The organism is Vibrio sp. FE10 (genome assembly GCF_030297155.1).
Lineage (GTDB): Bacteria > Pseudomonadota > Gammaproteobacteria > Enterobacterales > Vibrionaceae > Vibrio > Vibrio apostichopi.
Window position 1 is genome coordinate 87,018 of sequence record NZ_AP028068.1, and the last position, 25,982, is coordinate 112,999.

At 43.5% G+C, this 25,982-nt stretch carries 22 protein-coding genes and 1 pseudogene; 8 read left to right on the forward strand and 15 right to left on the reverse strand.

Going from position 1 to position 25,982, the window contains the following annotated elements; genetic code table 11:
- Positions 1-15 precede the first annotated feature (15 nt).
- Together QUF19_RS17520 and QUF19_RS17525 are read left to right on the forward strand one after the other, a co-directional pair.
- Complete coding sequence (locus QUF19_RS17520; protein WP_286301543.1) at positions 16-930, forward strand: LysR substrate-binding domain-containing protein; 915 nt, start codon at positions 16-18, stop codon at positions 928-930.
- A gap of 72 nt (positions 931-1,002) precedes the next feature.
- On the forward strand, positions 1,003-1,323 hold the full coding sequence (locus QUF19_RS17525) for a heavy metal-binding domain-containing protein (protein WP_004730185.1): 321 nt from the start codon (positions 1,003-1,005) through the stop codon (positions 1,321-1,323).
- Between the two features lie 105 nt (positions 1,324-1,428).
- Here the strand turns inward: QUF19_RS17525 and QUF19_RS17530 are convergent, their stop codons facing one another.
- Positions 1,429-2,685 carry a peptidoglycan DD-metalloendopeptidase family protein gene (locus tag QUF19_RS17530; protein ID WP_286301574.1) on the reverse strand — a complete coding sequence of 419 codons (1,257 nt, stop codon included), beginning with the start codon at positions 2,683-2,685 and terminating at the stop codon, positions 1,429-1,431.
- Between the two features lie 147 nt (positions 2,686-2,832).
- Positions 2,833-3,672, reverse strand: coding sequence for a tetratricopeptide repeat protein (locus QUF19_RS17535; RefSeq protein ID WP_286301575.1), 840 nt, complete (start codon positions 3,670-3,672; stop codon positions 2,833-2,835).
- A 323-nt stretch (positions 3,673-3,995) separates the two neighbouring features.
- Between QUF19_RS17535 and QUF19_RS17540 the strand changes: the two genes are divergently transcribed.
- Positions 3,996-4,463, forward strand: a complete 468-nt coding sequence (locus QUF19_RS17540; protein ID WP_286303315.1) for a cytochrome b — start codon at positions 3,996-3,998, stop codon at positions 4,461-4,463.
- Between the two features lie 81 nt (positions 4,464-4,544).
- Here the strand turns inward: QUF19_RS17540 and QUF19_RS17545 are convergent, their stop codons facing one another.
- The 7 genes from QUF19_RS17545 to QUF19_RS17575 all read right to left on the reverse strand — a co-directional run bounded on the left by QUF19_RS17545 (position 4,545) and on the right by QUF19_RS17575 (position 13,088).
- Positions 4,545-4,979 carry a hypothetical protein gene (locus QUF19_RS17545; RefSeq protein WP_286301576.1) on the reverse strand — a complete coding sequence of 145 codons (435 nt, stop codon included), beginning with the start codon at positions 4,977-4,979 and terminating at the stop codon, positions 4,545-4,547.
- 162 nt (positions 4,980-5,141) lie between these two features.
- Positions 5,142-5,408: a hypothetical protein gene (locus QUF19_RS17550; RefSeq protein ID WP_102433803.1), complete on the reverse strand. Its 267-nt coding sequence runs from the start codon at positions 5,406-5,408 to the stop codon at positions 5,142-5,144.
- Positions 5,409-5,642: 234 nt separating this feature from the next.
- Complete coding sequence (locus tag QUF19_RS17555; RefSeq protein WP_286301577.1) at positions 5,643-7,427, reverse strand: ABC transporter ATP-binding protein; 1,785 nt, start codon at positions 7,425-7,427, stop codon at positions 5,643-5,645.
- Positions 7,421-9,184: an ABC transporter ATP-binding protein gene (locus tag QUF19_RS17560; RefSeq protein WP_286301578.1), complete on the reverse strand. Its 1,764-nt coding sequence runs from the start codon at positions 9,182-9,184 to the stop codon at positions 7,421-7,423. Before QUF19_RS17560 ends, QUF19_RS17555 begins: the two co-directional genes overlap by 7 nt.
- Positions 9,185-9,395: 211 nt before the next feature.
- Complete coding sequence (locus QUF19_RS17565; protein ID WP_017111808.1) at positions 9,396-9,896, reverse strand: hypothetical protein; 501 nt, start codon at positions 9,894-9,896, stop codon at positions 9,396-9,398.
- A gap of 13 nt (positions 9,897-9,909) precedes the next feature.
- A complete protein-coding gene (locus QUF19_RS17570) occupies positions 9,910-12,018 on the reverse strand; it encodes an LruC domain-containing protein (RefSeq protein WP_017111807.1) in 2,109 nt (702 codons plus the stop codon).
- A gap of 551 nt (positions 12,019-12,569) precedes the next feature.
- A complete protein-coding gene (locus QUF19_RS17575) occupies positions 12,570-13,088 on the reverse strand; it encodes an NUDIX hydrolase (RefSeq protein WP_017059522.1) in 519 nt (172 codons plus the stop codon).
- A 382-nt stretch (positions 13,089-13,470) separates the two neighbouring features.
- Here QUF19_RS17575 and QUF19_RS17580 point away from each other — a divergent pair, with 382 nt between their 5' ends.
- The gene (locus QUF19_RS17580; protein ID WP_048659117.1) at positions 13,471-13,725 is read left to right on the forward strand and encodes a putative hemolysin; all 255 of its coding nucleotides are present in this window, start codon (positions 13,471-13,473) and stop codon (positions 13,723-13,725) included.
- Between the two features lie 210 nt (positions 13,726-13,935).
- A complete protein-coding gene (locus QUF19_RS17585) occupies positions 13,936-14,613 on the forward strand; it encodes a hypothetical protein (protein ID WP_286301579.1) in 678 nt (225 codons plus the stop codon).
- A 4-nt stretch (positions 14,614-14,617) separates the two neighbouring features.
- Here the strand turns inward: QUF19_RS17585 and QUF19_RS17590 are convergent, their stop codons facing one another.
- The gene (locus tag QUF19_RS17590) at positions 14,618-15,496 is read right to left on the reverse strand and encodes a YdcF family protein (RefSeq protein WP_286301580.1); all 879 of its coding nucleotides are present in this window, start codon (positions 15,494-15,496) and stop codon (positions 14,618-14,620) included.
- A gap of 337 nt (positions 15,497-15,833) precedes the next feature.
- Here QUF19_RS17590 and QUF19_RS17595 point away from each other — a divergent pair, with 337 nt between their 5' ends.
- From QUF19_RS17595 to QUF19_RS17605, 3 genes are all read left to right on the forward strand, one after another.
- Positions 15,834-17,204 (forward strand): L-serine ammonia-lyase, encoded by a 1,371-nt coding sequence (locus QUF19_RS17595; RefSeq protein WP_286301582.1) that lies wholly within the window; start codon positions 15,834-15,836, stop codon positions 17,202-17,204.
- A gap of 469 nt (positions 17,205-17,673) precedes the next feature.
- The gene (locus QUF19_RS17600) at positions 17,674-19,152 is read left to right on the forward strand and encodes a peptide MFS transporter (RefSeq protein WP_029223660.1); all 1,479 of its coding nucleotides are present in this window, start codon (positions 17,674-17,676) and stop codon (positions 19,150-19,152) included.
- Positions 19,153-19,353: 201 nt separating this feature from the next.
- Positions 19,354-20,136: a siderophore-interacting protein gene (locus tag QUF19_RS17605; RefSeq protein WP_286301587.1), complete on the forward strand. Its 783-nt coding sequence runs from the start codon at positions 19,354-19,356 to the stop codon at positions 20,134-20,136.
- Between the two features lie 104 nt (positions 20,137-20,240).
- Here QUF19_RS17605 and QUF19_RS17610 read toward each other — a convergent pair whose 3' ends face one another.
- The 5 genes and pseudogenes from QUF19_RS17610 to QUF19_RS17630 form a co-directional block, all read right to left on the reverse strand.
- Positions 20,241-21,143, reverse strand: a complete 903-nt coding sequence (locus QUF19_RS17610; protein WP_286301588.1) for an EamA family transporter — start codon at positions 21,141-21,143, stop codon at positions 20,241-20,243.
- 192 nt (positions 21,144-21,335) lie between these two features.
- Positions 21,336-22,040 (reverse strand): phosphonate utilization transcriptional regulator PhnR, encoded by a 705-nt coding sequence (gene phnR / locus QUF19_RS17615; protein WP_102433816.1) that lies wholly within the window; start codon positions 22,038-22,040, stop codon positions 21,336-21,338.
- 68 nt (positions 22,041-22,108) lie between these two features.
- Positions 22,109-23,767 (reverse strand): annotated as a pseudogene (locus tag QUF19_RS17620) (putative 2-aminoethylphosphonate ABC transporter permease subunit); the annotation flags it as partial.
- Positions 23,768-23,838: 71 nt separating this feature from the next.
- Positions 23,839-24,948 (reverse strand): putative 2-aminoethylphosphonate ABC transporter ATP-binding protein, encoded by a 1,110-nt coding sequence (locus tag QUF19_RS17625; RefSeq protein WP_286301594.1) that lies wholly within the window; start codon positions 24,946-24,948, stop codon positions 23,839-23,841.
- Positions 24,949-25,246: 298 nt separating this feature from the next.
- A complete protein-coding gene (locus QUF19_RS17630) occupies positions 25,247-25,897 on the reverse strand; it encodes a haloacid dehalogenase-like hydrolase (RefSeq protein WP_286301597.1) in 651 nt (216 codons plus the stop codon).
- Positions 25,898-25,982 lie beyond the last annotated feature (85 nt).

The following is a 25,982-nucleotide window of genomic DNA, read 5'->3' on the forward strand; positions in this document are numbered from 1 at the left end:
AAGGAAAACTTACCAATGAAAAAACTCGTTCCGCTTAAATCCGTTTATGCGTTCATCGCTGTGGCTGAAACAGGCAGCATGACCGACGCTGCTCGTGTGTTGTACGTCAGCCACTCTGCGGTAAGCCAAGCTATCAAATCATTGGAACAACTGGTCAATAAACCATTATTCCAACGTGTAGGCCGTCGTGTTGTCCTCAATGCCGCAGGTAAGCGATATTATCGTAAAGTCGCGCCAGCATTAGAACAGGTGATAGAAGCGACAGAAGAGCTTGCCAAAACGCCTAACGATCACCGCATTACTCTCAACATGGTCAATTCACTCGCGATGCACTGGTGGATCCCACGAGTGCCTGACTTCCAAGCCTTTGCTCCCTCTCTTGATATCCGTATTTCCACGTTAACCGGCCCTTTTGATATCGAGCAGGAAGGTGTCGATATTGCCCTTGTCCATGGAAAACCGAACGAGTGGGACAAATATTACAGCGAAAAGCTCGGTAACGATGATCTGGTATTGGTGTGCAGCCCTGCACTATTGAAAAACCAAATGGGATTAAGCGTTGAACAACTTGTGAAACAAAACCCAACCATTGGTGCGTTTAACCCAAGGCGACAGCATGACTGGCAAGTGTGGTGCGATCATTACCAAATACCAATGCCGACATTCCACAGTAACTTAACGTTCGATGTATCCATTCAAGCCGTGCAAGCTGCGACTCGCTCGCTTGGTGTATTAGTCACTCACCGCTTGTTTGTAAAAGATGACATCAGCCATGGCATGTTGGTCGAAATCAGTGAACCAGTAGCTAACCCCCATCAAGATTTCTACTTCGTTTGCCCAAAAAACAAATTAAAACAAGAAAGTGTGCTAAAACTGAGAACATGGTTGAGGCATGAATTCACACGCTCAGAGACAAAACTCAGCGAGTAACTAATCATCAAGTAACAAATCAACTAGTAACAACTCATCTAGTAACCAACCATCTAACTTACAGAGGCCACTATGATTATTACCACCACACAATCTGTCGAAGGCAAACGCATTGTCGACTACAAAGGGGTTATTGCCGGAGAAGCCATTCTAGGGGTTAACGTTTTCAAAGATATGTTCTCAGGCATTCGAGATTTCGTCGGTGGACGTTCTGGTACTTATGAAAAGGAACTGGAGAAAGCACGTAACTACGCATTCAAAGAGCTGGAACAGAAAGCCATTGAGGCGGGCGCAAACGCGGTGGTTGGCGTCGATATTGATTACGAAGTATTGGGGACGGGTAATGGCATGCTGATGGTTTCAGCCAGTGGCACAGCTGTCGTTGTCGCTTAACACAACCTGCAATTATTTATAAACACTTATTCCAACCTTCGGTCTTTCATCACCGAAGGGTTGGAATAAATATAAGCCGAGGCTGAGTTTGAGTTTGAGTTTGATTTAACTCGCTGTGCCTTGTTGCTCAGAGATGATGTCATCGAAAGACGCAATTCGAGCAAGGAACGCACCCTTGTCTTTCGGCAATATAGAACTTGCCAAAGGTAGGTCAGCCTTCATCGAGTCGACCGCTTTTCCACGTACCAACACCTCAAAATGTAGGTGAGGCCCCGTTAAACGGCCTGTTGCACCCGATAGCGCTATCTTCTGACCTCGCTTAACCTGTTGCCCTTTCTTCACCAAGAAGCGGCTCAGGTGCAAATAACGAGTTGTGTAAACACTGTTATGCTCAATCACTAGGTACTTTCCTGCGTAAGGGTGGTCACGTAGCGCCACAACCCTTCCGTCTCCGGTTGAATAAATCGGTGAGCCCACAGGTGTCGCGAAATCAGTACCATTATGTGGTGATATACGCCCAGTCACAGGGTGCTTACGGAACGGATTGAATGGCGAAGTAATTCTTCGGAATTGTTTATCTATTGGGTATCGATTGAAAGCTTGCTCAAGGCTATTGCCTTCTCGGTCATAGAAACGTCCATCCGGAGCAAGAAAAGCCGCCACTTCCCTATTTCGTAACTTGATGGAGATCCCTTGCACTTCAGTCTTACCCGTTAAGTGATCTTCCGTGTATTGCTCTTTAACCAACACATTAAAGCTGTCACCAACTCTGAGTTCTTTGGAGAAGTTAATCTTATCTTTCAGCGTTCGAGTGATATTGGCTATCTGTGCAGTAGTCAAACCCGCTCGATGAGCCGACATCGAAAAGCTTCCTGTCACCGCACCTGCGTACAGTTTTTCTTTCCATTCCCCGGGGGTTTCTATGAATTGATAACTGAACGTGCCGTCATCATTTTTTGTATAAACAGCCTGTTCAACCAAGCTTTCGTGGAAGATCAATTCAACGAGCTGCTTCGTTTCACTGTCCAAAAGTAGTTCTAGGTGATCACCTGGTTTAATAGTATCCAATTTTAACGACTCAAGATCCGCTTCCAGCACCTTTTGGACGGTTCCATAAGGGAGCTGCCATGATGAAAATACGTTACTAAGCGTATCGCCAACCTTTACGAAGTAATGGATTTTAACCAGTGAACTTGGCTTAACGTGTGGTTCAGCGCTTTCCTCATCAGAAATCTGAGAGTTTTGATAAGGTGTTATTTGAATTGAGATATCTTTTGCAGGCTCAGGGTGAAAAGAGAGCAAAGCAGCAAGTGAAAATGCGCTGATCGCAGTAATGATCAGGCCAGTGCGAAGGAACTTCATAAAAATACTTAACGGTTATAACAATGAATCTTTCAGATGTTATAACATAACAATAAGTTCAATAGAATAAACAAAATGTAAGAAACCGTTCCGTAACAATGGTGAAAAGTATGGTGAGCGTGCGAAGCTCACCATGTCATAAAACAACTATTCTACACACAGAGCTTCAAAGCGATCTAAACCTCTCAGCATCTCAAAATCAGGCTCTTCTGCCAGAAGTTCTCTCATTGAGCCACTGGTTGCAATAGAACGCTCTAAGTCATCTATTGCCTGACCTTCTGCACCTAATCTTGCGTAGGCACAAGCACGTTGGTACAGAGCGTGTGCATTCTGGTCATCCACTTCTAATACACGATTACATAAGCTCATTGCCCAATGGTATTCTTGCATATCCATTGCCGCATCGGCTTTATAAGTCAGCGCTTCCAAATCTCCGGGACGAACTTTTAATATCTCATCGTAAATCTCAATTTTCTGCTCGGCCGTTTGAGCGTTTTGCGCTCTGAGCCATAAATTGTGAATCTCATTGATGATCTCAATCTCTCGGTTATTTTCAGAGATGATTCGAGTTTTCCTTTTAAGATCCCTTTCAAGGACATTAAATTTCTTTTCGTACTCTTGAGCAATCGAATTAAGTCGCTGGTCAGCCATTTCTTTAGTGGTGTGTTTGAGGTCTTTCAGTGATTGCCACCCGACCAATGCAATAAGTGAAGCGACGCCCGCAATGATGTAGAAGAAATAAGTCACCGTAACATTGGCGTAATTCAACGACTTATCTGCGACGGTGAGTTCACGATCGGTCATTTGGATCGTTAAACGCCTCTCGAGATCTTGTTGCTCCATGCGCAATTGCTTCAACTCGTCCAAGATATAGCGTTCCATCAATGGTCTATCCAAATACTCTTGATCTGAGTACTTAACCTCTTCGTTTGCAAAACTCATAGTCGTGAACATTGAGATAACTGCAATCAATAAGATTCGAAGCATTATACATTCCTTATATATTTAGCTTTAAACTAACTGTATCTCGTTATAGGCATACAAGCTAGGAAGTCGGCAAGTTTGCCTTGTCTGTATTGGAATTAACACTCTAAAACATCATTGATAATTATAAAACACCTGAAGCAACATCATTAATTTATAATTAAGGAGAATACGGCGTATTACTGTTCGATATAATTAATTCGCGATGCAAATATACTAAAAGCTAGTTTTGGCATCTATTTGAAAATTATTGTTATAACGATCAGAACGAGGTTAATTTGAATAATCCACGATACGATTTACTAAGCCGTGTGCTGCACTGGGTGATGGCTTCTGTGATCATCTATGCAACTATCGCAGGGTATGTGATGCACTTTGTCACCGGCAATCCAGAGCTATTTTCTTTCCTGTCAGTGCTTAACATGTCGCTGGCTACTGTCGCTACTCCTTTGTTGGCGATACGATATGTATGGAGTCATTTTAGAACCTCTCCGCCCATGCCTTCATCTGTGGCTGCTGGTCAAATATGCATTGCCAAGCTCGCCCATTCACTCATGTATCTCGTTATGTTCATGGTTTTCAGCACCGGTTATTTAATGCTTAAAGAGCCCTATTCATTATTTTGGCTGACAACCGTCGACAACCTAATAACCGACCCTGCAATCAACAGCTTCTTTTTCTATTTACATCGTGCCAGTTGTATTGCCCTTGCTTGTTTGATCTTCTTGCATATTAGTGCCGCGCTCAAACATCACTTCGTTTCTAAGAATTACGTGTTGAAGATGATGATCTAGATTTAAATAATTCAAACTTTTGAGCACAAACAAAAAAGCCACAGCGTGTAAGCTATGGCTTTATTCAATCTATTTAAGTGCTCAGTTCTTTTGAGTATCGAGCATCACTTGCCAATATTCACATTTGGCTAAGAACTCTTTTAAATAGAGCTCTGGATTTTCAAGTTTTTCGCCGCCTTTTACATCAGCGCCAGTCACTCGCCAAAAGCTACGGGTAACGAGATTACGATGATAAATAAAATCGCTGATTTCATTTTTTTGCAAAGGAAGTTGTTCACAAAACTTTTGCACGTACAAACTCAGCGTTGCGTCTTGCTCACTTGGTTTCTCTCTTAGAAAGGTATCCAAGTCCAAACCTAGTTGATGTTGCGCTTCCTTTGGTAGTGCTTTAGCTAACTTAGAGATAACACTGAACAGAGCCAACTCAACTTTTTGAGACGCTAATAACGATGCACCTAAAAGCGCATGTTCATTGGAAATATGTTGCTCTGTTGATGAAACGGTCGCTGTTGTCACTGTGTTAACCTCAAATAATCATAATGGGTGTTACTGAACTCGGTTCTTTTCGCTGAACTTAGAGTATGACGAGAAAGAGCGCGGTATGGCTTAGTCGCTTTTACTGGGCTGAATAGAGTCTTGCAGCTAAGCAGAGTTTTGCAGCCAAGCAGAGTTTTTTAGCTAAGCAGAATCTTTTAGCAGAACGCGCTCAGCATCAATAATGGTGAAGCCCGATGCGTCTTCATTCTTCTCGACTTGCACTAAACCTTTAAAACCAGTTTGCGACAACTTCTTCGCAAGCTGATCCGGTGCGGTTTCAAACACAACGTTCATAAAGGGCAAAGATTCAGCATCAACAAAACCATGCTCGTTAAACAGTTCCATTGCTTGAGATAAATGGTCTGAGTCGGTTAATTCAATAATTTCTACAACTTCTTCCAACAACATCTTCGATTCCATATTCGCCAGAAAGTGACTGACACAAGCAGGTTCGTCTTGCTCGCATACATCCCGATGCCCTAAGACACCCCTTTAGTAGTAGGGAGATCATAACATATTAATATTCGTAAAATATGTTTTATTTTCCCTAAGCTACTGGGAATACTAGAAAAGCATAGAAGCTGATTAAGCATAAGCCGCACCCATTCGACTTGTCGAAGCGGCAGCCCTGACTTGAGGTGATCAGGCTACCGTCACTTGGGAATCACTCGTTTCTACAATCGATTCTTGTAACAAGCCGGCATAAATACCATTGTGTGCGACCAATTGTTGATGGTTACCTTGTTCAACAATTTCACCCTTTTCCAACACCAAAATCGTATCTGAATGGCGAACGGTACTCAGACGGTGCGCAATCGCAATCACAGTTTTCTCCTTGAAGAGTCGTTGCATCGCTTTTTGAATTAGATCTTCGGTGATTGAATCTACCGAGCTGGTTGCTTCATCAAGCATCATCAGTTGGCCGCCTTGTGCGACCGCTCTAGCAAACGAAATGAGCTGCGTTTGCCCAACAGACAGGTTGGAGCCGTTCTTTTCTAAATGGAAGTCATAGCCTTGTGGCAATTGTTCAATGAACTTATCGGCGTAAACATAGCGCGCCGCTTGTTCAACCTCAGCTCTTGTAAGATGTTCCTTACCCAAAGCAATATTGAACTGAATCGTCTCTTCAAATAAGTGCACATCTTGCATCATCATTGAGAACAAGTGAGCAGAGTCTTCGCTTGAAATCTGCGACAGCTCTACGCCATTCAACAAAATGCTGCCTTCATAATCTTGATAGGTTTTAGAGATCAGACGCAGTATCGTCGACTTACCTGACCCCGTTGAACCGACAAGTGCGATTTGATGCCCTTTTTCCAGCACAAAAGAGACGTTCTTTAGAACATATGGAGAGTCGTCTTTGTAGCGGAAACTCACATTTTTGAACTCAAGACTGACAAACTTTTCTAGCTGGTTTTTAACTTGATGAGATGGCAATAAGTTGCGCCCTTCTTCTTCCGTAGGCTCAACAAACAACTCTTCAATATGATCAAAGGCCGCAAATGAACTTTGAATAGAGGCAATCTGAGAAGTAAAATCGCGAATTGGCACAAACACCTTTTCGAGCGTGTTGATGAATGCGATCAGCACACCCAATGTCAACGCGCCTTCGATGACTTGCTCCGAACCGTACCAGATCATAATCGCGATAGTGATTGAGGTAATGCCCGAGATAAACGAGAACAAAATCGCATCGTATTTATTGATCTTCTTTTGCGCTCGTAAAAACTCATCCGTGTAGCCTTGGTATCGTTGCTCAACTTGTTCCTCGGCGCGATACATCTGAACGGTTTTCATGCCAAATAAGACTTCTTGGAGAAAGCCAATACCACGAGCCAGTGTTGAGCGAGTAATCTTGTACATCACACGTAGGCGATTACGCACATAGACCGTCAAGTACATCACGGGAGGCATGATAATCAGCACAATCAACGTCAACTGCCAATCAATGAAGAGCATCATGATAAGCAGAGCAATGGTGTTGATGCTGTCTTTAACCAATCCAACAACAGATTGAATAAACGTCTCACCGATAGTTTCTAGATCGCTGGTCAGGCGCGAAAGAGTCACACCAATCGGTGTATTATCGAAATAGCTACGAGGCAGTTTAAGCACACGCTCAAACAGCACTGAACGCATGTCTGTGATGGTGTATTGACCCGTTTTACGCAGGTTATACGAATAGGTAGTGTCGACCACATAACTGGCAATCAAGACCAAAACTAAGTAGAAAACATACTCAAGCAACCCGTCCATATCCCCTTGGCTCAAATGCACGTCGATCACTTGAATGATCAGCCAAGGGAACAACAAGCTTGTAATAACCGACAGCGGAAGCATGGCAATGCCCAGAATTGCTGAGCGTTTGTATTTCTTAGCAAACTTAAAAAAGTGCTTTAGATACTTAACATCAACACCTTTTAACATGCTGCAGCCTCCGTTTCATTCTGTTGTAATTGCCAAGTGTCGTAGTAGTAAGCACTGGTTTTTAATAAGGTGTCATGGTCACCTTTGGCGATCACTTTCCCTTCATTCAGAACAATGATTTCGTCCATGTATTCAAGGGCATTAACACGATGCGATACCACCAGCACTGATTGATTTTTCAAACGATTAAACAGACCTTCTAAGATCTTTCTTTCCGTTTCATAATCGACTGCTGACAGAACATTATCCATGATGATTAAATCTGTAGGCTCTAATAAAGCACGCGCAATACTTAGGCGTTGCTTCTGGCCACCCGATAACATGATCCCTTTTTCACCGACTAAGGTTTGATCGCCGTTTTCAAAACGAGTGACGTCATTCGCTAGTTGGCTCAACTCAAGAACTTCATCAACCTGACTCTTTGCGAGGTCGGTATCTAAGCTACCAAAACGAATGTTGTCTTCAACCGTTGCTGAAAACAGATAAGGGTCTTGAGTGACCGTTTTAACATAGCGACGCAGGTCACTGCGCGAAAAGCTTGTTACGTCTGTTTCCCCGAGAAAAATCGTTCCTTCTGGAACGTCCAAGTGATGGTTTAAGCAGTTCACTAATGTCGTTTTACCTGAGCCAATTCCTCCTAATACACCAATTTTCTTACCTGCTGGAATATCAAAACTGATGTTATCGAGAATGAGTCGATCCTCACCTTCGTATTGGAAACTCAGGTTACGCACGGAAAACGTCTTTCCCTTGAGGGATTCAACGTCTAATTCAGACAACTTCGCTTCATCCAATTCTGGAACTTGCGCATTGAGAATAGTTTGTGCACTTTGAATACCTACCATGCCACGCTGATAAATCGTCGCGATTCTGCCTAGCTGCATCAATGGCATTGCGAGCAAAACGGAGTAAGTCAGGAAAGCGGTGATCTCACCTAACGTAAGCTCTTGCCTCATTAACATAAAGCCACCAAGTCCCAGAATGATGATTTTCATTAAGTCGTTGGCATAATCGAGAACAGGCATGAAGAAGACTTGAATACGAGTGATTTTAAGGCGGCATTCGAGCAGTAGCTGATTGAGCTTTTCGGTTTCTGCCTTCACCCAAGGTGACATCTGTTGGCTCTTAATCAAATCAATCCCTGATAGGTAACTCATCAGCTGAGCAGACAGGTTCTGTAAACGCTTCATATGTTCTAAATGGAGCGTTTTCATCCGTTTAAAACCAACACGGAAAATCACAAATGCGATTGAGATAGGAATAATCGAATACATCGTAAGCTCTGGCGATATGCGCCACATGTAGAGCGGTGTTAATGACAATGCTAACAAGGCATTAAAGAACTGCAGAAAGCCCACACCAAACAGCAAACGAATGCCACTGAGGTCATTATTGATGATGGAGATCAGTCTGCCTGACGCAAACCTCTGGTGAAAGCTGTTAGGTAAACGGTTTAACTTTTGGAGAAGTGTCGTCTTAAGAGCCGCCTCTGTAATCCGCCCAGGGTTCAGCGCATAGATGCGAGACAATATACGCACCACAACCATGGCGACCGACATGCCAACCACAATCCAAACATAGGTTTGAAGCTGCTGATGGCCACTTGAGGAGGCATCATCAATCAGATCTATCGCCAATTGGATATAGCGTGGTATTTCGACTTGAAGCCAATTTACGAGAAAAATGAAAACTATCGCCAACAAATAAGAAGTACGATTCATACGCAAATAGTGGGCAATAAACTGTCTTTTATTCATGGAATTCTTTCTTTGAGGACGGGTTCGCGGTTGTACCATGGATTCATCAGGAGCTTGGTACATTCTCAGGTTTAAAGGTACACCAAAAAGACATAGTTGACAATATCAACCAAATTTATATTTTAATCGTTCCGTTGTTTTTCAAAGCTACAAAAAGAAAATTTGCCGCCAAAATGGCAGCAAATATTTAAGGTTTGTTAAATGATTAACTTTAAAGGACTACGTCTACCTGCCCGTTGTTGATGTCTACTAAACGCTTCACTTCACTTCCCATTGCGGATGGATACCATACTTCTACCCAAACCTTATCAACATGATTTGGAAGAAGCAGTGTCGTTGAAAAATCAATATCCTCATTGATCGGCGTTCTCAACACTTGTGAGGTGTAATCGACAACCTCTCCATTAAAATCAGTGTAGATGCTCATAAAGCCTCGGGAGCTCTGTGAACTTGCCACATCAACGCTCACGGTAACTTCCCTTTCAGTCGAAAAATCGAAGCCTTCCGGGATAGAGAGCTCTACCGAACTCAAAGACTGTTGTGCAGGTGCAACGCTTGAGGTAACCGCGCTGCTTCCTCCAGCTGGTGCATTACTTGGTGGAGTCACGGAGCTTGGAGCTGAAGCGCTACTGCTACCACCACCTCCCCCGCCACCACAAGCTGAAAGGAAGACAAGAGACACGCTACTCAGTATTAGTTTGATTGTTTTCATAAATCCTCCTTGATTAGTCTTCTGTTGACCAAGTTTTGTCTGAAGTCGGGTTTTGGTACCAGGTTGGTTTCGCTGAACCTCCTGAGGTCGCCCATTCGGCAAAATCAGGATACGCCTCACTGATATCAATGTACTCTGCCGGGTGATTCCAAGGAGATGAAATTAATATTCCCCAAGGCATATTTTGCGTAGTTCGATAATATTTATTGCTCGACGGGTCAGAGTCATCCTGCGCAATTCCGTAGAAATCACTAACTAACGTACCGCGAGTTGTCGGTGGGAAATCGGCAGTATGAATCTCTAAGTCTTTACCCGGAGAGCTAGTGAAGCTATCACCATGATACTGACCTTCACCCGGCCCAAAGATGAACGGGTCAAAGCCACTTAACGGCACCAGTGAACTCACTGTTGGCTCACTTCCAGAAGCAAATGGTAGAGAAATGCTGAACGTCATTTGTTCAGACTCCAACGACGGACTACAAGAAGGGTTGGTGCGGTGGAACATACACTCAGCATTGATAGGTAGATCATTTTTTAGATTTAAAGAAGCAACGACGACTAGGTCTCCTCCTGGCGATGCAACTTCTTTGTCTTCCCCAGTAAACGGAGAGATATCAGCGCGAGTTACACCATTTCTTTGTACTCGAGCGGTTTGAAGATCAATATCTGACTCGTCAAAGCCATTGAGTTTCCAGCCTAAACCGTTGCCGTAAGAGGCACCATAAGCCATTATCGTTCCTGTAATGTCCATTCGAAGAACCACATCGTCTTTACTTAGAATGGTCGTGCGGTAATAGACCACAACATCATTTAGATCAAAGTCACCCACTTCTGGCCAATTATCTTCGAACGCCGCTGTATAGTAATTTGAATGTTGGATAGTGGTTCCTGGGTCAGTTACATTGAAAACATAATCCTCTACTTCGCCATCGCCTACATAACCATCACTTGGAATGTTCGGGCTACTTGCTAGGCGGAAGCGAGTTTGAACGACACCAACAACTGCATCATCACCAACACGAATCGGAACAACTTGACTACCATCCACTACTGCATGGTTTGTCAGTATTTGCTCGTCGTCAGCGAATGCCCCATCCATGTCCCAATCAGCCCACGCTTGAAGATAACCACTCCCCACTACATTTACGTTGATTAGGCTATCCAGTCCTATCTCTAGGTTAGATAACAAAGTAATACCGTCGTCATCATTCCCGCCAATATCCAAATCATCGCCATTTGATGACGCACCGGGTTGTCCATCGGTATCTGCATCAATACTCGCGCCTAGATAAAGTGTTGAAGAGACCGCGTGCTCAGCACCATTACTTGCCTGCAATGTGCCGTAACTATCAGGAGCGTCTCCGAAATCAGATTCATCGGAGCTTTCAATTGGAGTGGTGAATCCGGAGAGATCCCAGTTGCCATCGAACGCGGAAAAGATAGGATTTGGAAAACTACTACCGCTTGTCGTCACCGTTTCAAATTGTAGGGTGACAATCGAGGTGTTTTTGAACGTAAATTTGACCGCCCCTGAAGTATCGGTTTCGGAGTAATTGGTACCCGGCCCACTGAACAAAACCGAATCTCCATCTTCGCTTTCCTCAGCGGTTAAACTCGCGCCAGCAGAACCTGTTTGATAGCTGTAAAAACCTTCACTTTTAAACACACGAACTTGCTCTGATTGAACGGGTTCGCCATCAATGTCATATCCAATCATATCGAACTCTGGAACGGTATAAGGTTCTGAAAACGTGCCAGATAACCCGTCAGTTCCATCATAAAATTCGAACGTATAGATAAGACCCGCTGCGCCAGCAGAATTCGTTTGATAAAGGAAACCAATGTCTCCGTCTGGTTGATCCGGTCCTTCTTTATAATCGGGAGTGTGGAATAAAAACGTAGCATCACCAAAAACTTCGCTGCTCACTTTCGCATCTATCGTTTTTCCATTGTGTGTGCCCACATTCAAAAAATGAATGACCGTGCCATCGTAAGAAGGGCCCGCCCAAGTGCTCAAATTTGTTGATTCAATATGGTTAGAAAAGTCTAGATCAACGGACGTTGCATAGAGAGGGGCACTGACTGCCGCTGTGATAAGGGAAATAACCTGTCTGTATTTCATAATAAACCTCTACTTTATCTTCGCTAAGGCGAATTCCTTGAAAAGTACTTGAACTCAAAACGGCAGATTAAATAAACGTGATTCAAACAAGTAAATGGTGGAACGAATCAAGTGCTGGTCTATTAGTGTTGATGCCGAGTAAACAAGCTGCATATTCAATAAAGCAAAAGGGAAGCCAAGTTTTCGAGTAAGTGAAAGGTAATGATAAGGATATGAAAATAAAGGTTAATTTGTGTTTCTAACTTTTTAAACTGAGGCTGATGAGTCATATGTTCAAAATAGGAATCAATTTGCTCAAATGTTTAGTCAATTTAAAAGCCAATGGTTTGATCTATTCTTTATGCCAACATAAATCACACAAAACACGAACTAAACTGGGTTCGAAACAGCAACATTCAATTAGATGTATAGAGAGCTGATGGGCACTTAGGAATAAGTTAAACACATAAAAAACCGCCTAAAAGCACACAGCTTTTAGGCGGTTAGATATCAACTAGATTAACTAGCGAATTTTGAGGTAGAGGTGCTTAAAAAATCGAAAGTCTCTGCGTCTAAAGCATCTCTTTGGCAATCAAATGCAGTAAGAAGGTTTCACGCTCAATACTCATGCCCTTTTTCGGGCTCTCTGCCATGGTCTTTTCATTATGGGCAATTGCTTCATGGATATTCATCCAAACCGGTTTCATCCCATTTTTCACTTCATAATCTTCGTAAGCCGTTTCACCAAGCTCACGATCGATCTTGCATGAGTAGCAGTAAGAGATCATGTGCATCATATCTGCGTCGTCTTTATACCAAGGGCGGAACTCTTCAAAGATCCCAAATGGCTTGATGCTGTGAATGTTCTTTGCTCCAGTCTCTTCTTCCAGTTCACGGACCATACCTGCGATCACATCTTCACCTTCGTCCAAGCCACCACCAGGAATGGTGTAGTCGTGATAACGCTCTGTATAAAGCATCAAAATGTCTTCGCCATCTAACACAATCGCACGTGCAGCATTGCGCTTATATACGGTTTTGTTGTCTAGGTGATCGATATCAGGGTGAATAGTGGTTTTTAGGTGTCTCATGATTCTGACTGCTCAACTGAAATTTGGCGGCATCATATCATAATCATCAATAGATTCGAGGTGCACAATCGCGAACCAGAACGGTTACACGCTCATTTTCATTGCTGCTCACTCATCATTATTGAATGGTGATCGAACCACAATAACCATCAAACCAGCACACCTCAGACAAGAATGCACCTGTCATAGGAACAATCAGCGTAGCTTGATCCAACACTCAAAAAGCAGCTAAACATAGGGAAATATCAACCTATTTCAATATCTTGACCAAATTAGGACAACCTTTTCTGAAATCTAAAATATACTCATTTCATAGGGCTTCTAATTGGGTTCTGTAGAACTTAACGCATTTATTTATAGACTTATCACGTAGGAGATACACATGAAGAAAATTGGTTTGATGGCTGTATTTGCCGTTGTATTAGGCGGTTGTGCGAACGACTATGCAGAATATAGTGAAGGCCAACGAGTTTCAGTTGCTAACCCAGCCGCGGTTTACTGTGTTCAACAAGACGGCGAATTAGACACGGTGACTGAAAACAATCAACGCACAACTTACTGTGTATTCGATGACGGCGAACGCATTGAACAGTGGGAGTACTACCGCAATAACCACGAGCAAGAAACTGAAAAGTAATCACTTCTACTGCAAGTTTCCAACCTCACCGCTGTAAAAACCCACCCCAAAAATTCTATTAAATTACGTAAACTGTCTGCCTTAAGGCAGCGGTTTACCGTATACACACACCAATTGAACGGTGTTTTATTTATGACATTGCTCTGACATTAGTGAGCTTATGCCCGATAGAATGCCAGCCTGTTACAAAATATTACAAGCTGAATTGAAATGAAAAGCCAATCTAAAACGAAAGAACAAACTCACATGTCACTTGAACTCCCAGAGTTCACACTCTCACAATCAACCTCTGAAGTTATCTATAAGCGCTGCCAGACAGCATTGGTCGTTTTAGCGATCAGCATTGTCGCAAACCTTGCACTTCGAATTGATTTTGTATTGTTGAATGGCAATGTTGGTGAGATCTCAGTGACCGAGATGCTGCAACAATTATTGCTTATCGTGACATCTGCATCTTTCGCTTATTTAGCAAGAGAGAAAAGTGAAGTTAAGCATGCAGCTCTTCTCATCAGTGCATTTTTCGCAGTTTTGTTCATTCGTGAAATGGATTTTTGGTTCGACAAAATCGTACATGGTTCATGGGTTGTCCCTGCTCTATTGGTTGCAGGTAGTGCCATTTTCTACGCAATAAAGAATGGTAAGCGCACCATTGACCAACTTGCGTTGATCCTTGCGTCTCCGCACATGAACCTTCTGGTTACAGGCGTAGTGTTGCTATTGGTGTTCTCTCGTCTGTTTGGCATGGGAAGTTTTTGGCACAATGTTATGGGTGATGATTACGTTCGCGTGGTTAAAAATATCGCCGAAGAAGGCATCGAGCTACTCGCTTATTGTTTGATTGCTTTTGCCAGTCTAAAGACGGTTAATGGCATCACAAAAAAGAAATAACCGTTTATCGCCACCAGCGTTGAGTCTTATCCTGCTCTGGGTCTAAATATCGGTTCAATAAAGTCAGGTTTGTGTCTAACAGCGCTAGATACTCCCTGACTTTTTTAATGTCTGTACCTACTGGAGTTTGTTGAATACAGCTTGCTAAAACAGGTTGCAAGGTACCTATGATGCCAAACTGAGATGACTCTTTCAGAAGGCACCCCACTCTCGTTAAAGCCTCTAACGCTAGTCTTTCGGGCTCTCTCCTTACGGACTCTAAATCACGTTCAAACGAACCAGCGACAACTCCTTCAAGATAGACGCGATAGGTCGTCAGTACATCCATCAATAAAAACAATTGCCCTTGCGTACTTTGATGAGGATATGGCACCGCAACATGAGCCTCTAGCTGACGATCTATTTGCAGCTCCACCCCAAGTGCAGAACACTTCTCGACTAGAACCTTAAGCAAGCCTTGCTCGTCCATCAACATCTGAATCTCAAAAATACGTTGCAAGTGATAGTCATTCGAAACGAAAGTCACTTTTACACTCTGCCCGCGAGCAAACAACCCGCTTTCTATCATTTCCGAAGCCAAATTCTGAATGTTCTCGACCGTGTTTGTCGAAAGCTGCTCTAGTAAGATCGCGCCCAACACAAACGGGGCTTCACGCTGGCTTTCCAGCTTTCGAAAATACTGGTGCATTGCATCCGCTTCAGAGAGGGTTTGGCCTTGTGTCACCCCACCACAAAATGCAACCGCAGTTTGCTGATTGGACTCTTCTACCAAAAGCTCCGCCAGATACTCAACTAAAGCATCAACTCGACTGATCCCTTCATCAGTCAATTTATTCCCATTAAGTCGCTTACCCAGCACAATAAGGAGGTGATTAATGCTCATTTTATGTTCAAGTCTCGTTTTAGTGATTAGATAGAGTGAATTATGTATACAATATCCAGTAACAAAAGTATTTTTAAATTCTCATAGGTTGCTCGCAATAATGCTCACTATTGATAGCAACACCATATGTAATGCAGGAATAGACGTGACGCTTATAAAGCAAACATAACACGCTCTTGTATTCCATTGCTCTACGCTTGCTAACACAAGTTTCAATAAAAGAGACGTTTCAAGCAAAGAACAAGCTCGACTAAAAATGTTTCATGAAAAGTGAAACGAACAAAATACAAATTTTACACAGAGTTCGTACATCGAACCGTCTTCACAGGAAGTTACTATGCTGTCTATTTTTGACATTTACAAAATCGGGGTCGGGCCTTCCAGCTCCCACACCAATGGACCAATGATCGCTGGGTTTAATTTTACCCAAAAGATTGAATCGGTACTTGATCAAGTTACCCGTATTCAAATCGATTTATACGGTTCACTGTCACTAACAGGTATCGGTCACCACACCGACCGTGCAACCCTATTAGGCCTGCTTGGCAATCGCCCTGATACGATCAAAATAACCAGCGCTAATTTGGCCATGCGTAAAGCAATTGAAGATAAATCTTTAATGGTTAGTGGCAACCACGACATTCATTTCGATGTAGAAAGCGACCTACTCTTCCACAAAACCAATCTTCCACTTCATGAAAACGGCATGACTATCTCTGCGTTTGATGCAAGCGGTAGCCTTTTGGATATGGAAACTTACTACTCCATTGGTGGTGGCTTTATCGCGACCGCTGATGAACTGCAAAACGGCAAGTCAGAGTCAGAAACACAAGTTGAATTCCCTTTTACTTCTGCCGATCAATTGCTTGAATTGTCTGAACAACAAGGACTTAGCCTTGGAGGCTTAATCCTGCGCAACGAAGTCTCATTCCAAGGTATGGATGTGATTGACCAAAAAGCCGACCAAATCTGGAAGGTGATGTCTCTGTGTATGCAACGTGGCTTCGATACCGAAGGCATCCTTGATGGCGGATTAGAAGTGACACGTCGAGCGCCAGCTCTGCTGAAAAAGCTTGAAGCGAATGCCTCGATTGAAAACGATCCAATGGAGATCATGGATTGGATTAACCTGTTTGCCTTTGCTGTAAGTGAAGAGAATGCAGCAGGTGGCCAGGTTGTAACATCTCCAACTAACGGTGCTGCTGGCGTTATTCCTGCGGTATTAATGTACTACCATCGCTTCATCAAAGAGCTAGACACTAAGCAGTTGAAAGACTTCTTGGCAGTCTCTGGCGCTATCGGCATCCTTTACAAAACTAATGCTTCGATTTCGGGTGCTGAAGTAGGTTGTCAGGGTGAAGTTGGCGTATCTTCTTCAATGGCAGCGGCAGGCTTAACGGCCCTTCGAGGCGGTAGTAACGAGCAAATCTGTATTGCTGCTGAGATCGCAATGGAACACTCACTAGGCATGACATGCGATCCGATCGGTGGGCTTGTTCAGGTACCGTGTATTGAACGTAATGCCATGGGTGCGATGAAAGCCATCAACGCATCACGTATGGCGCTGAAACGCACCAGCAAGTGTCTTATCTCGCTAGACAAGGTTATCGCAACCATGTACCAAACAGGTAAAGACATGAACAAGAAGTACCGCGAAACGTCTTTAGGCGGTCTAGCGGTGATCCACATGGCACCACCTTGTGAATAGTTGAGATGCGATGAAGTGAGTAGTGAAATGCTACAAATAGTTGAAGTGCAATGAAGTGAAGCTATTCGACTAACAGAAGCCCTCACTCAGACCTCATTATTGTAAACTTAGTTTTCAATATCCAAACAAAGCCAGCTGCCAAGCTGGCTTTTTTAATGGCTAAAACCCAACGGTCAATTGAAAGTGATACTCACTTTAAAAACTTTACAAGATGACCCTCGCTAACTTTCCCTTTATTTGTTCATTACTTAGCCACAAATGAAAATGGTTGAATTTCACACAGCCATGCATCCACTAGCAAAATCTAACATTGCAAATTTCATTCATGAGAAATATCAATGCACTCATAAGAAAAGGTATATCGAGCAAAGTCCGGTTTGGGATACATGTTTCAGTTTATGTGTTGCTAGTAATGATATTATAATTGGGTAATTACACTACATATCAATACAAATGTGAGAATAAAATAATGTGGAATAGATTAAACAAATCAATGATGTTCTGCCAAATGATGTTCGGACTTTCGTTCTATGGCGTCATGGTGATCTTGACTCGTTTCTTCCTTGAAGATCTGAACTACAATGAAGCCGACACCATGATGGTTGTTGGTGCTTTCTCTGCAATCGGACCGCTATTTGCTATCGCAGGTGGCTTTATCGCCGACAAATTTTTAGGCGCATACCGATCTTTGACCATTGCCTTTTTAGGCTTCGCGAGTGGTTATGTTTTACTGGTACTCGGTGCAGCAGCAACCAATGTACCGATGGCATTATGTGGTATCGCTTTAGCAAGTTATGCACGTGGTTTGATGTCCCCTTCTTACCCAAGTCTTTACAAACGCACGTTCAAAACTCAAGAAGATTTTGAAAACTGCTACCCTATCAACTACTCAGTAAACAACATTGGCGCGTTACTAGGCCAATACTTGTTCCCAATGCTAGTGCTTGTTGTTGGTTTCCACGGTGGTTTCCTTCTTTCAGCTGTTCTAGCAGGTGCCGCGCTTCTAATGATGATCTTTGTTCGCAAAGGCCTTGTTGAAGCAAGTGCTGAAATCGATCAACAACCAGTAAGCACGAAAAACTGGGCGGCGTTCCTTGGTCTTTCTGCAGCAATGATTGGCTTGGTATTCTTCATGTTCTCTAACATGGATATTGGCCAAAACATCGTTTACGCAATTGGTGGTGCAGCGATCGTCTACTTTGTTTCTTTGATGCTGAAATCGAAGAAGTCAGACATGCTGAAAATGGGCACTATCTTAATCATCACATTCCTAACTACATGTTTCTTCGTGTACTACGGTCAGATGATGACATCGATGACAATGGTAGCGATCAACACAATGCGTGGTGACCTATTTGGCTTCATCCCTGTTGCTCCAGAAGCTTCGATGGCAATGAACCCACTATGGTGCATGGTCGCTGGCCCAATCATCGCGGGTATCTTCTCTAACCTAGAAAAGAAAAACATCAACTTCTCTACCGCTACCAAAGTAGGTTTCTCGTTCATTCTAACGGCTATCGCTTTCGGTATCCTTACGATGGCAGTAACTACCGTTGGTGATGATGTTCTGATTCGCCCAGAAGTGTTCCTAGCTATTCACTTCTTCCTAGCATTTGGTGAAGTGATTGTTGGTTCCATGGTTGTGGCGTTCATTCTGTCTGTTGCACCTAAGCACATCGAGAACTTCTCAGTGAGCTTGTTTTCTGTTGCAATCGCTCTTTCAGGCATTGTTGGCGCGGTATTCTCGACGTCTATTGCACTAGAGAAAGGTCAACAAATCACGCAAGAGATCGTACAAACGGTTTACGGCGATTACTTCCAAATGCTTACCGTTTTAGCGGTAGTAATGGTGGGTATCGCAATGGCTGCATCGTTCATTATTCGTAAGATGCTAGAAGCAGCGAAAGCGGCTGAAGAAACGATTGAGCTAGAGCAAGCAAACAGCTAATTCTGCTCACGTTAACCCGCTCTAATACATCAAGCCCTTTAGTTTTCTAAAGGGCTTTTTTGTTGAGGTTGTTGCCAATATAGATCAGAGCATTCAAGTTACGTTGCGCCTGTGTAAATAAAAGTAAATGATAACTATTAGTATTGAGTGTTTTCTGGTTCAGGATTATGATGTGGAAATCAAAATCTAAGAGAGCCTTATATGAGCAAGCCTAGTCCTATCACATTAACCGTTACTCAAACCTCAACCATTACTCCAAACATGCAGCGTCTAACGCTTAGCGGTGAGGGATTAAGTAAGTATCCAACAGAATGTGCTGGCGGCTACATCAAGCTTTTATTCTCGCCATTAGGCACAACCGATTTAAGCCAACTGAGTGAAGGTGAGCGTCCAACCATGCGCACCTACACCATTCGACAATACAACCTTGTAGAAAAGTGGATTGAGGTAGATTTCGTTCGTCACATCACCACAGATTTGCAATGTGGCTTTGCCGCACGCTGGGCAATGAACGCAGAAGTGGGTGACACGATTTCAGTGGCTGGCCCAGGTTTGATTCAAGGGCTAAATCTTGAGTCTGACTGGTTCTTCTTAGTGGCAGACATGACGTCACTGCCTGCGCTTTCTGCAAAAGTGAAAACACTTCCAGAAACAGCAACGGGCCATGCTGTCATTCAGATTAATTCGGCAGCAGATAAGCAAACACTTGAAGTCCCTCAAGGGATCAAGGTCACTTGGTTAATTGAAGATGAAACTGAAGAAACACTTTCACAGACGGTTCGCAATTCAGAATGGTTAGACGGTCAGGTTTCGATTTGGACAGCGTGTGAATTTGAAAGCATGCGTGAACTAAGACAGTACTTCCGAAACGAAAAAGAAGTCGCCAAAGAGAACATCTACATCAGCAGTTACTGGAAACGTGGCGTGACTGAAGATGGTCACAAAGTATTGAAACAACAGGATGCTAAGGCGCTCGCTGGCTAAAGTTGATTCTCGAATCCTAAAACGCCCTTACCGAAATTCATCTCGTTAAGGGCGTTTTTAATTCTAACGCAAAAGCTCAAACTTCCAAAACCTCAAGATGATTCTTAAGTCAGTGAGATAACTAAACCAACTATGATAAAAATGACGCCTACACCGCGAGTCATGTGCCACTTTTCCTTTAAAAAGTAGATCCCCATCACTACGCCGAAGATGATACTTACTTGCCTAAGTGCCACAACCAAGCTGACGTTCTCTGTCATAGTCATCGCAAATAACACCAAACCATAAGTCGAAGCCATCATGATGCCGGCCACTGTGGCTTTCTTTCGCAGTATCCAAGCATTAGTAAACTCGATTCTTTGGTTGGTTACCAATAACCAAACACTCAGCGGAATCACAATCGCCCAAAACTGAATGCCTAAATAGAAAACCGCTGTGTGCTTATTGGTAATGCTAGGTGTGCTAATAGGCTCCAATAATAGAAGCGCCTCTTTATCAATAATGGAGTAACCCGTTGTACCTATCGCGGCGATTAACGCCCACAACACACCAAGGTTAAGGTAAGCCTTAAGCCTCAACTCAGAGAATTGTTTAAGCGGCACAAACAAACAACCCAATGTAATCAGTGCAAATCCAATCCATTGATTCGGTGACAGTTCATAGCCAATCAATACGGTACCCAAGCCAACCATTAACACCGGTAGTGCTCGTGCCATTGGATAGATCACACCGATATCAGCTTGTTTATAGGCAGCACCCAACCCAATCAAATAAACGATTTGGCAAATCCCACTCAAGAAAACCAATTGCCAAAATGGAAGTGAGATATTTGATAGCCCTACACTGTGAACATACCAAATCAGATATGGCGTCAATATCGCTGCGGCAGCAACCCCAGAGGCTAAGAAGAAAGACGAGCCCGATCCTTGATTAGATTTACCTAAAACATTCCAACCCGCATGAAGCAAAGCCGAAATGATCACGATGATGATGGCAGAGAATTCCATTTCATTCCTAAATTGATAACTGATAAGAACAGTCGCTGAAAACAAGGGATAAAAAAGGCCTCCAGATAAGAGACCTTTGATCGTTTCACTTAGGCACGCTACAAAATTGCAGGTGCCAACCAATACGATGCGCGTTCTAGCTTTATGACTAGCGTTCTAATTGGCAGGTTAGCTTTCCAACTAGCTGAGAGATTAACGTTCTAGCTGCGCGATTGACTCAATACTGATCGCGTCGTGACGCCAATATTCAATATCGCAGTCAATCAAATCACCGTTTTGATTGTAGTTAACACGCTCAACCACCATCGCTGGAGAGCCAGAAGTCGCACGCAGGGCTTGCGCCGTTTCACCCAATAAAGACGTTGTGCTCACGCGATAGCGGATCTTCTGATAGACCACACCAAAGTGTTCGCGGTAGATGTCAGTCAAGGATTTAGACAAATCGTAATCAAGCAAGTTAGGAAACAACTCAGGTCGAATGTAGTTCGTCACATACACAACCGGCCTGTCTTCAAGGTAACGAACTCTGTCTACTCGATAAACATCCGAAAAAGGTTGAAGCTCAAGAAGCCTAGTTGCTTCCTTGGTTGCTAACATACCTTTTGCCGCGACCAACTCTGTTTTCGGCTTACGATTCTGTGACAAAGCCATATTGGTGAAGTTTAGCGTTTGCGTTGGATCATAACGAAGCGGATCCGGTGAGATAAACCAACCACGTCGGTCTTCTCGATAAATGCGCCCTTCCGCTTCAAGTGAAGACAAAGCTTCGCGCAACGTAACTCGTGTCGTATCAAACGATTCAGCCAGCTTACGTTCTGCAGGCAGCTTCTGTCGTGGCGTTAACATCCCCGACTCTATCTGTTCTACGATGACGTCTTTAATTTTTACGTACTGCACTTAATTTCCTTTCATTCTTGTTCTTGTCGTCAGCCATTCCTTGGCCAACTGCAATATAAATTGGTTCGCTAACGTTTACGCCAAGCTTGGGTGCGCTTCTCGAATAACTTGTTGATTAACATATGAATCAACTTCGCACTTGCCGCAGATATCATGATCATCACCGCCATGGCGGCCGCTGCACCGGTCTGCCCCGCATCGTCCATGTTCAATACTGAAACTGACGCAGGTATCGTATCGGTAGAATACAAGAATACTACCGCAGATGTCGTGGTAAGTGCATTAATAAACAGGTATGTCGCAATATCTAAAATCGCAGGCAGACAAACGGGCACCGTCACCTTAAAGAACAACTTGTATTGCGGTAGGTTAACTGAGGCCGCAGTTGCTTCAATTTCGTCAGGTAACTGCTTTAATGCCGTTAACGCCGTCATGTGTCCTACCGTGTAATAATGAACCACGGTATTGATGACCAAGAACGCCATCGTGCCATACAAGAAGTTAAGTGGGTTACTCAAGTCATTAAAGTAGAAGATATATCCCAAACCTAACACCATCCCCGGAACCGCCATCGGCACAACACTGAGCATCTGCATTGCCTGACGAACTGGACCGAACGCTCTGCCTTTCTCAATGCAGTACGCACCTAGGAAAATCAGAACCGTACCGATAATAGCAGTCCAAGCACCGAGCGTTAGAGAGTTGAAGAACGGCGTCCAACCATAGGTACTCATCTCCGCGAAATTGTAGTTATTCAACGTGAGCGCTTTGTTCCAAGGCCAGAACGTAACCATAGAGCCGTATATCGCCATACCCAGCACGATAACCACAGCAGCAGAGATGATGGAACAATAAAGGAAACACAAGCCATCACGCATCGTATTTGGCTCTGGTTGGTACGCGACAGATCGAGTATCAAACAAGCTCTTCTGTTTCTTTTGAACCCAGCGATCCACGGTAAACGCGAGTAATGCTGGCAACAGCAATAAAATACTGGTCACTGCACCCATAGAGAAATTCTGTTGCCCTACCACTTGTTTAAAGATGTCAGTCGATAGAACGTTGTAGCTGCCACCAATCACCTTTGGCACACCAAAGTCACAAACCACCAGCGTAAACACTACGATCAGAGTGCTGATCAAGCCATATTTTGCCGCAGGTAATGTCACCATGAAAAAGGTTTTGAACGATGAAGTATTGAGTGCGCGTGCCGCCTCATAAAGACGCGCATCGGACGTTCTGAGTGAGGTAGTCAGAATCATCAAGGCGTGGGGAAACGTCCAGAATATTAAGCCTAATGAAATACCAATCAAGCCGTATACCGAGTTGCCCCCTAACACTTCTTTGGCGATACCTTGATTACCAAATAAGAAGATCAGACTGATCGCAGGAAGCAAAGAAGGAGCTAGAATCGGCGCTGAGCCCAACACCTGAAAAAGCCCCTTAAAAGGCATGCATGAACGAGTCAACGCATAGGCATAACCAAACGCTAATGCGCCAACGACAACCGTTACTAGCAGACCCAAAGTGAAGGTGTTACCTACTGATTGCCAAAGGCTTTGAGAAGAAAAGTAGGTGGCGAAGTTTTGTAAACCTACAAAATCGCCATCTGCATTCTGAACGCTTTTCTTCAACATTGCCCAAAGTGGCATCAGAATGAATAGCGTCATGACTACGGACAAAAATGCCAAAAGCCCAAATAGAATTACGTTGTCTTTACTTAAGCGAGCAACGAAAGGTTGCATTCGTCGTTGAATAAGCAGCTTAGATTCCATCATTTGAGTCAATTCCATGATTGTTACGCAGCCTCGTCTTTCATCGCTTGTAAGCTTTCAGAGGGATAAGCTCTCAGGCCTTCTTCATCAAACGCTACGTAACGAATATCGCTGCGACGCAGTTTCAATCGATTGAACTCTTTGACTGACACATCAACGATGATCTCTTTCGCCGTTGAATCATGTTGTAATTCGCACTCAACTCGATAGAAAGCCCCTAGGAACTCGCTCGATACGATTCTGACTGGCAAAGACTCGTTAAAACGATCAACAAACTGAATTTGTTCTGGACGCACCGCGATATCAAAACGATCGCCATGCTTTGGGGTCATGTTATCTAGAACTGGCAACGGTAACATCGACTCAGCAATGCGTATTTTACCCTTGGCAGCAACAGAAGCTTGAATGAAGTTCATGCTACCAACGAATTCAGCGACAAAGCGGCTGACTGGGTTTTGATAGATTTCTTGCGGAGCACCCACTTGTTCGATAACACCATGATTCATGACCACAATGCGATCGGCCATGGTTAAAGCTTCATCTTGATCATGAGTCACCATGATGGTGGTGATGCCTAACTTACGCTGCAATTGACAGATCTCGTCACGCAGATGTGTTCTTACTTTCGCATCAAGCGCAGAGAGCGGTTCATCGAGGAGTAGCAAACCTGGAGACAATGCCAAGGCGCGAGCAAGAGCAACACGTTGCTGTTGTCCACCAGACAGTTGATTCGGGTATTTTTGGCCAGATGTTGGTAAGCCAATGGTTTCTAACCAAGACTCTACCGCTTCCAGAGCTTCTTTAGTCGACATCCCTTGGTTCTTCAAACCAATCGCGATGTTCTCTTCTACCGTCAGATTAGGAAACAGAGCATAAGACTGGAATACAATGCCAAAATCGCGCTTCTCAGGAGGTAGGAAGGTCGTATCCGTTCCATTTTGCTCAATCGAGCCTGAGGTCGGTAAATCCAGTCCTGCAATCGCACGTAGTAGTGTCGTTTTACCGCAGCCAGATGGGCCAAGGAAGCAAACGAACTCACCTTTATCGATCGATAGGGAGATGTCCTTTAACGCTGTAAATTGGCCAAATTGCTTTACAACGTTTTCAATATTCAAATAAGTTTGGTTGCTCATACTACAGCACTCTTTAAATGGTATATACCAAATTTAAACTTTGAATATTGCAGTTGAGTGACAAATTTATAGAAGCTAAGTGACAGTTATATTGCAGAAATAAAATTCATTCTAGCGGAGGATGACGCGAATTAAACAAACCCGAGTGTTCAATAACTTACAGCAAAGGGTTGCCGTTCGAGAAGTATTTAACAATAAAAGATATTTAACAATAAAGGGTATTCGACGATGAAAGCCAATGTACTTTTCACCGCCGAATATCAATGATTGCTTATGGCTATACCTCTTGCTCCTAAGCTCAGTGCACCGCACACCACGGAATAGAATCTGTTCGAGTGCTTAAGCGTTCATGTGGATTAACTAAGTGAGGGCGGTCAGCCAATTCATAGTGTGGTAAGTCGTTGATTGACTCGCCACCTTGCTGCTGACTAAACGCGCTATGGTACTCCCTAGCCCACTCTTTTAGGCCAACGAACTTCCCATATGGATGGTTAGGCAGACCTAAAATCTTAGCTGTATATTGACCAGACTCTTCCGTTAATTCAATGCCGACCGCATTCGGAATATTGAGCCTTTTCGCCACACATGCAGGAACGAATGAAACAACGGCAGATAAGATGACCATCGGCTGATCTTGTGTTTTTGACGACCAACTCTCACGCATAACTTGAGGGAAGATCTTGCTCAGAACTTTGCGGTCGATGCACTCCTCTAATAAATCACACACCTCTCGGTGTGTTTTATTGCTGAGTGGACGAGTAACAAACGTAAGATAAGCCTCTTCATTAAGAATCCCTTGAACATACAACGTCATCAACCGGCGTTCTTCGTTCAAAAAACTAGGATCATTAACCAAGCCTTTCTCAACCAAAAATTCGTTCCAAATCATGGCACTATTACCGTCCATGAGTGTTTCTTCTAGATCAAATACATACAGAGGGGTCGTCATATCAATTCTCACTTCAAATCAAATTTCACTTCGAACTCAGCTCTTGCTTAAAAACCAACTTTGTTTCAAATCTACTGTTACTTCC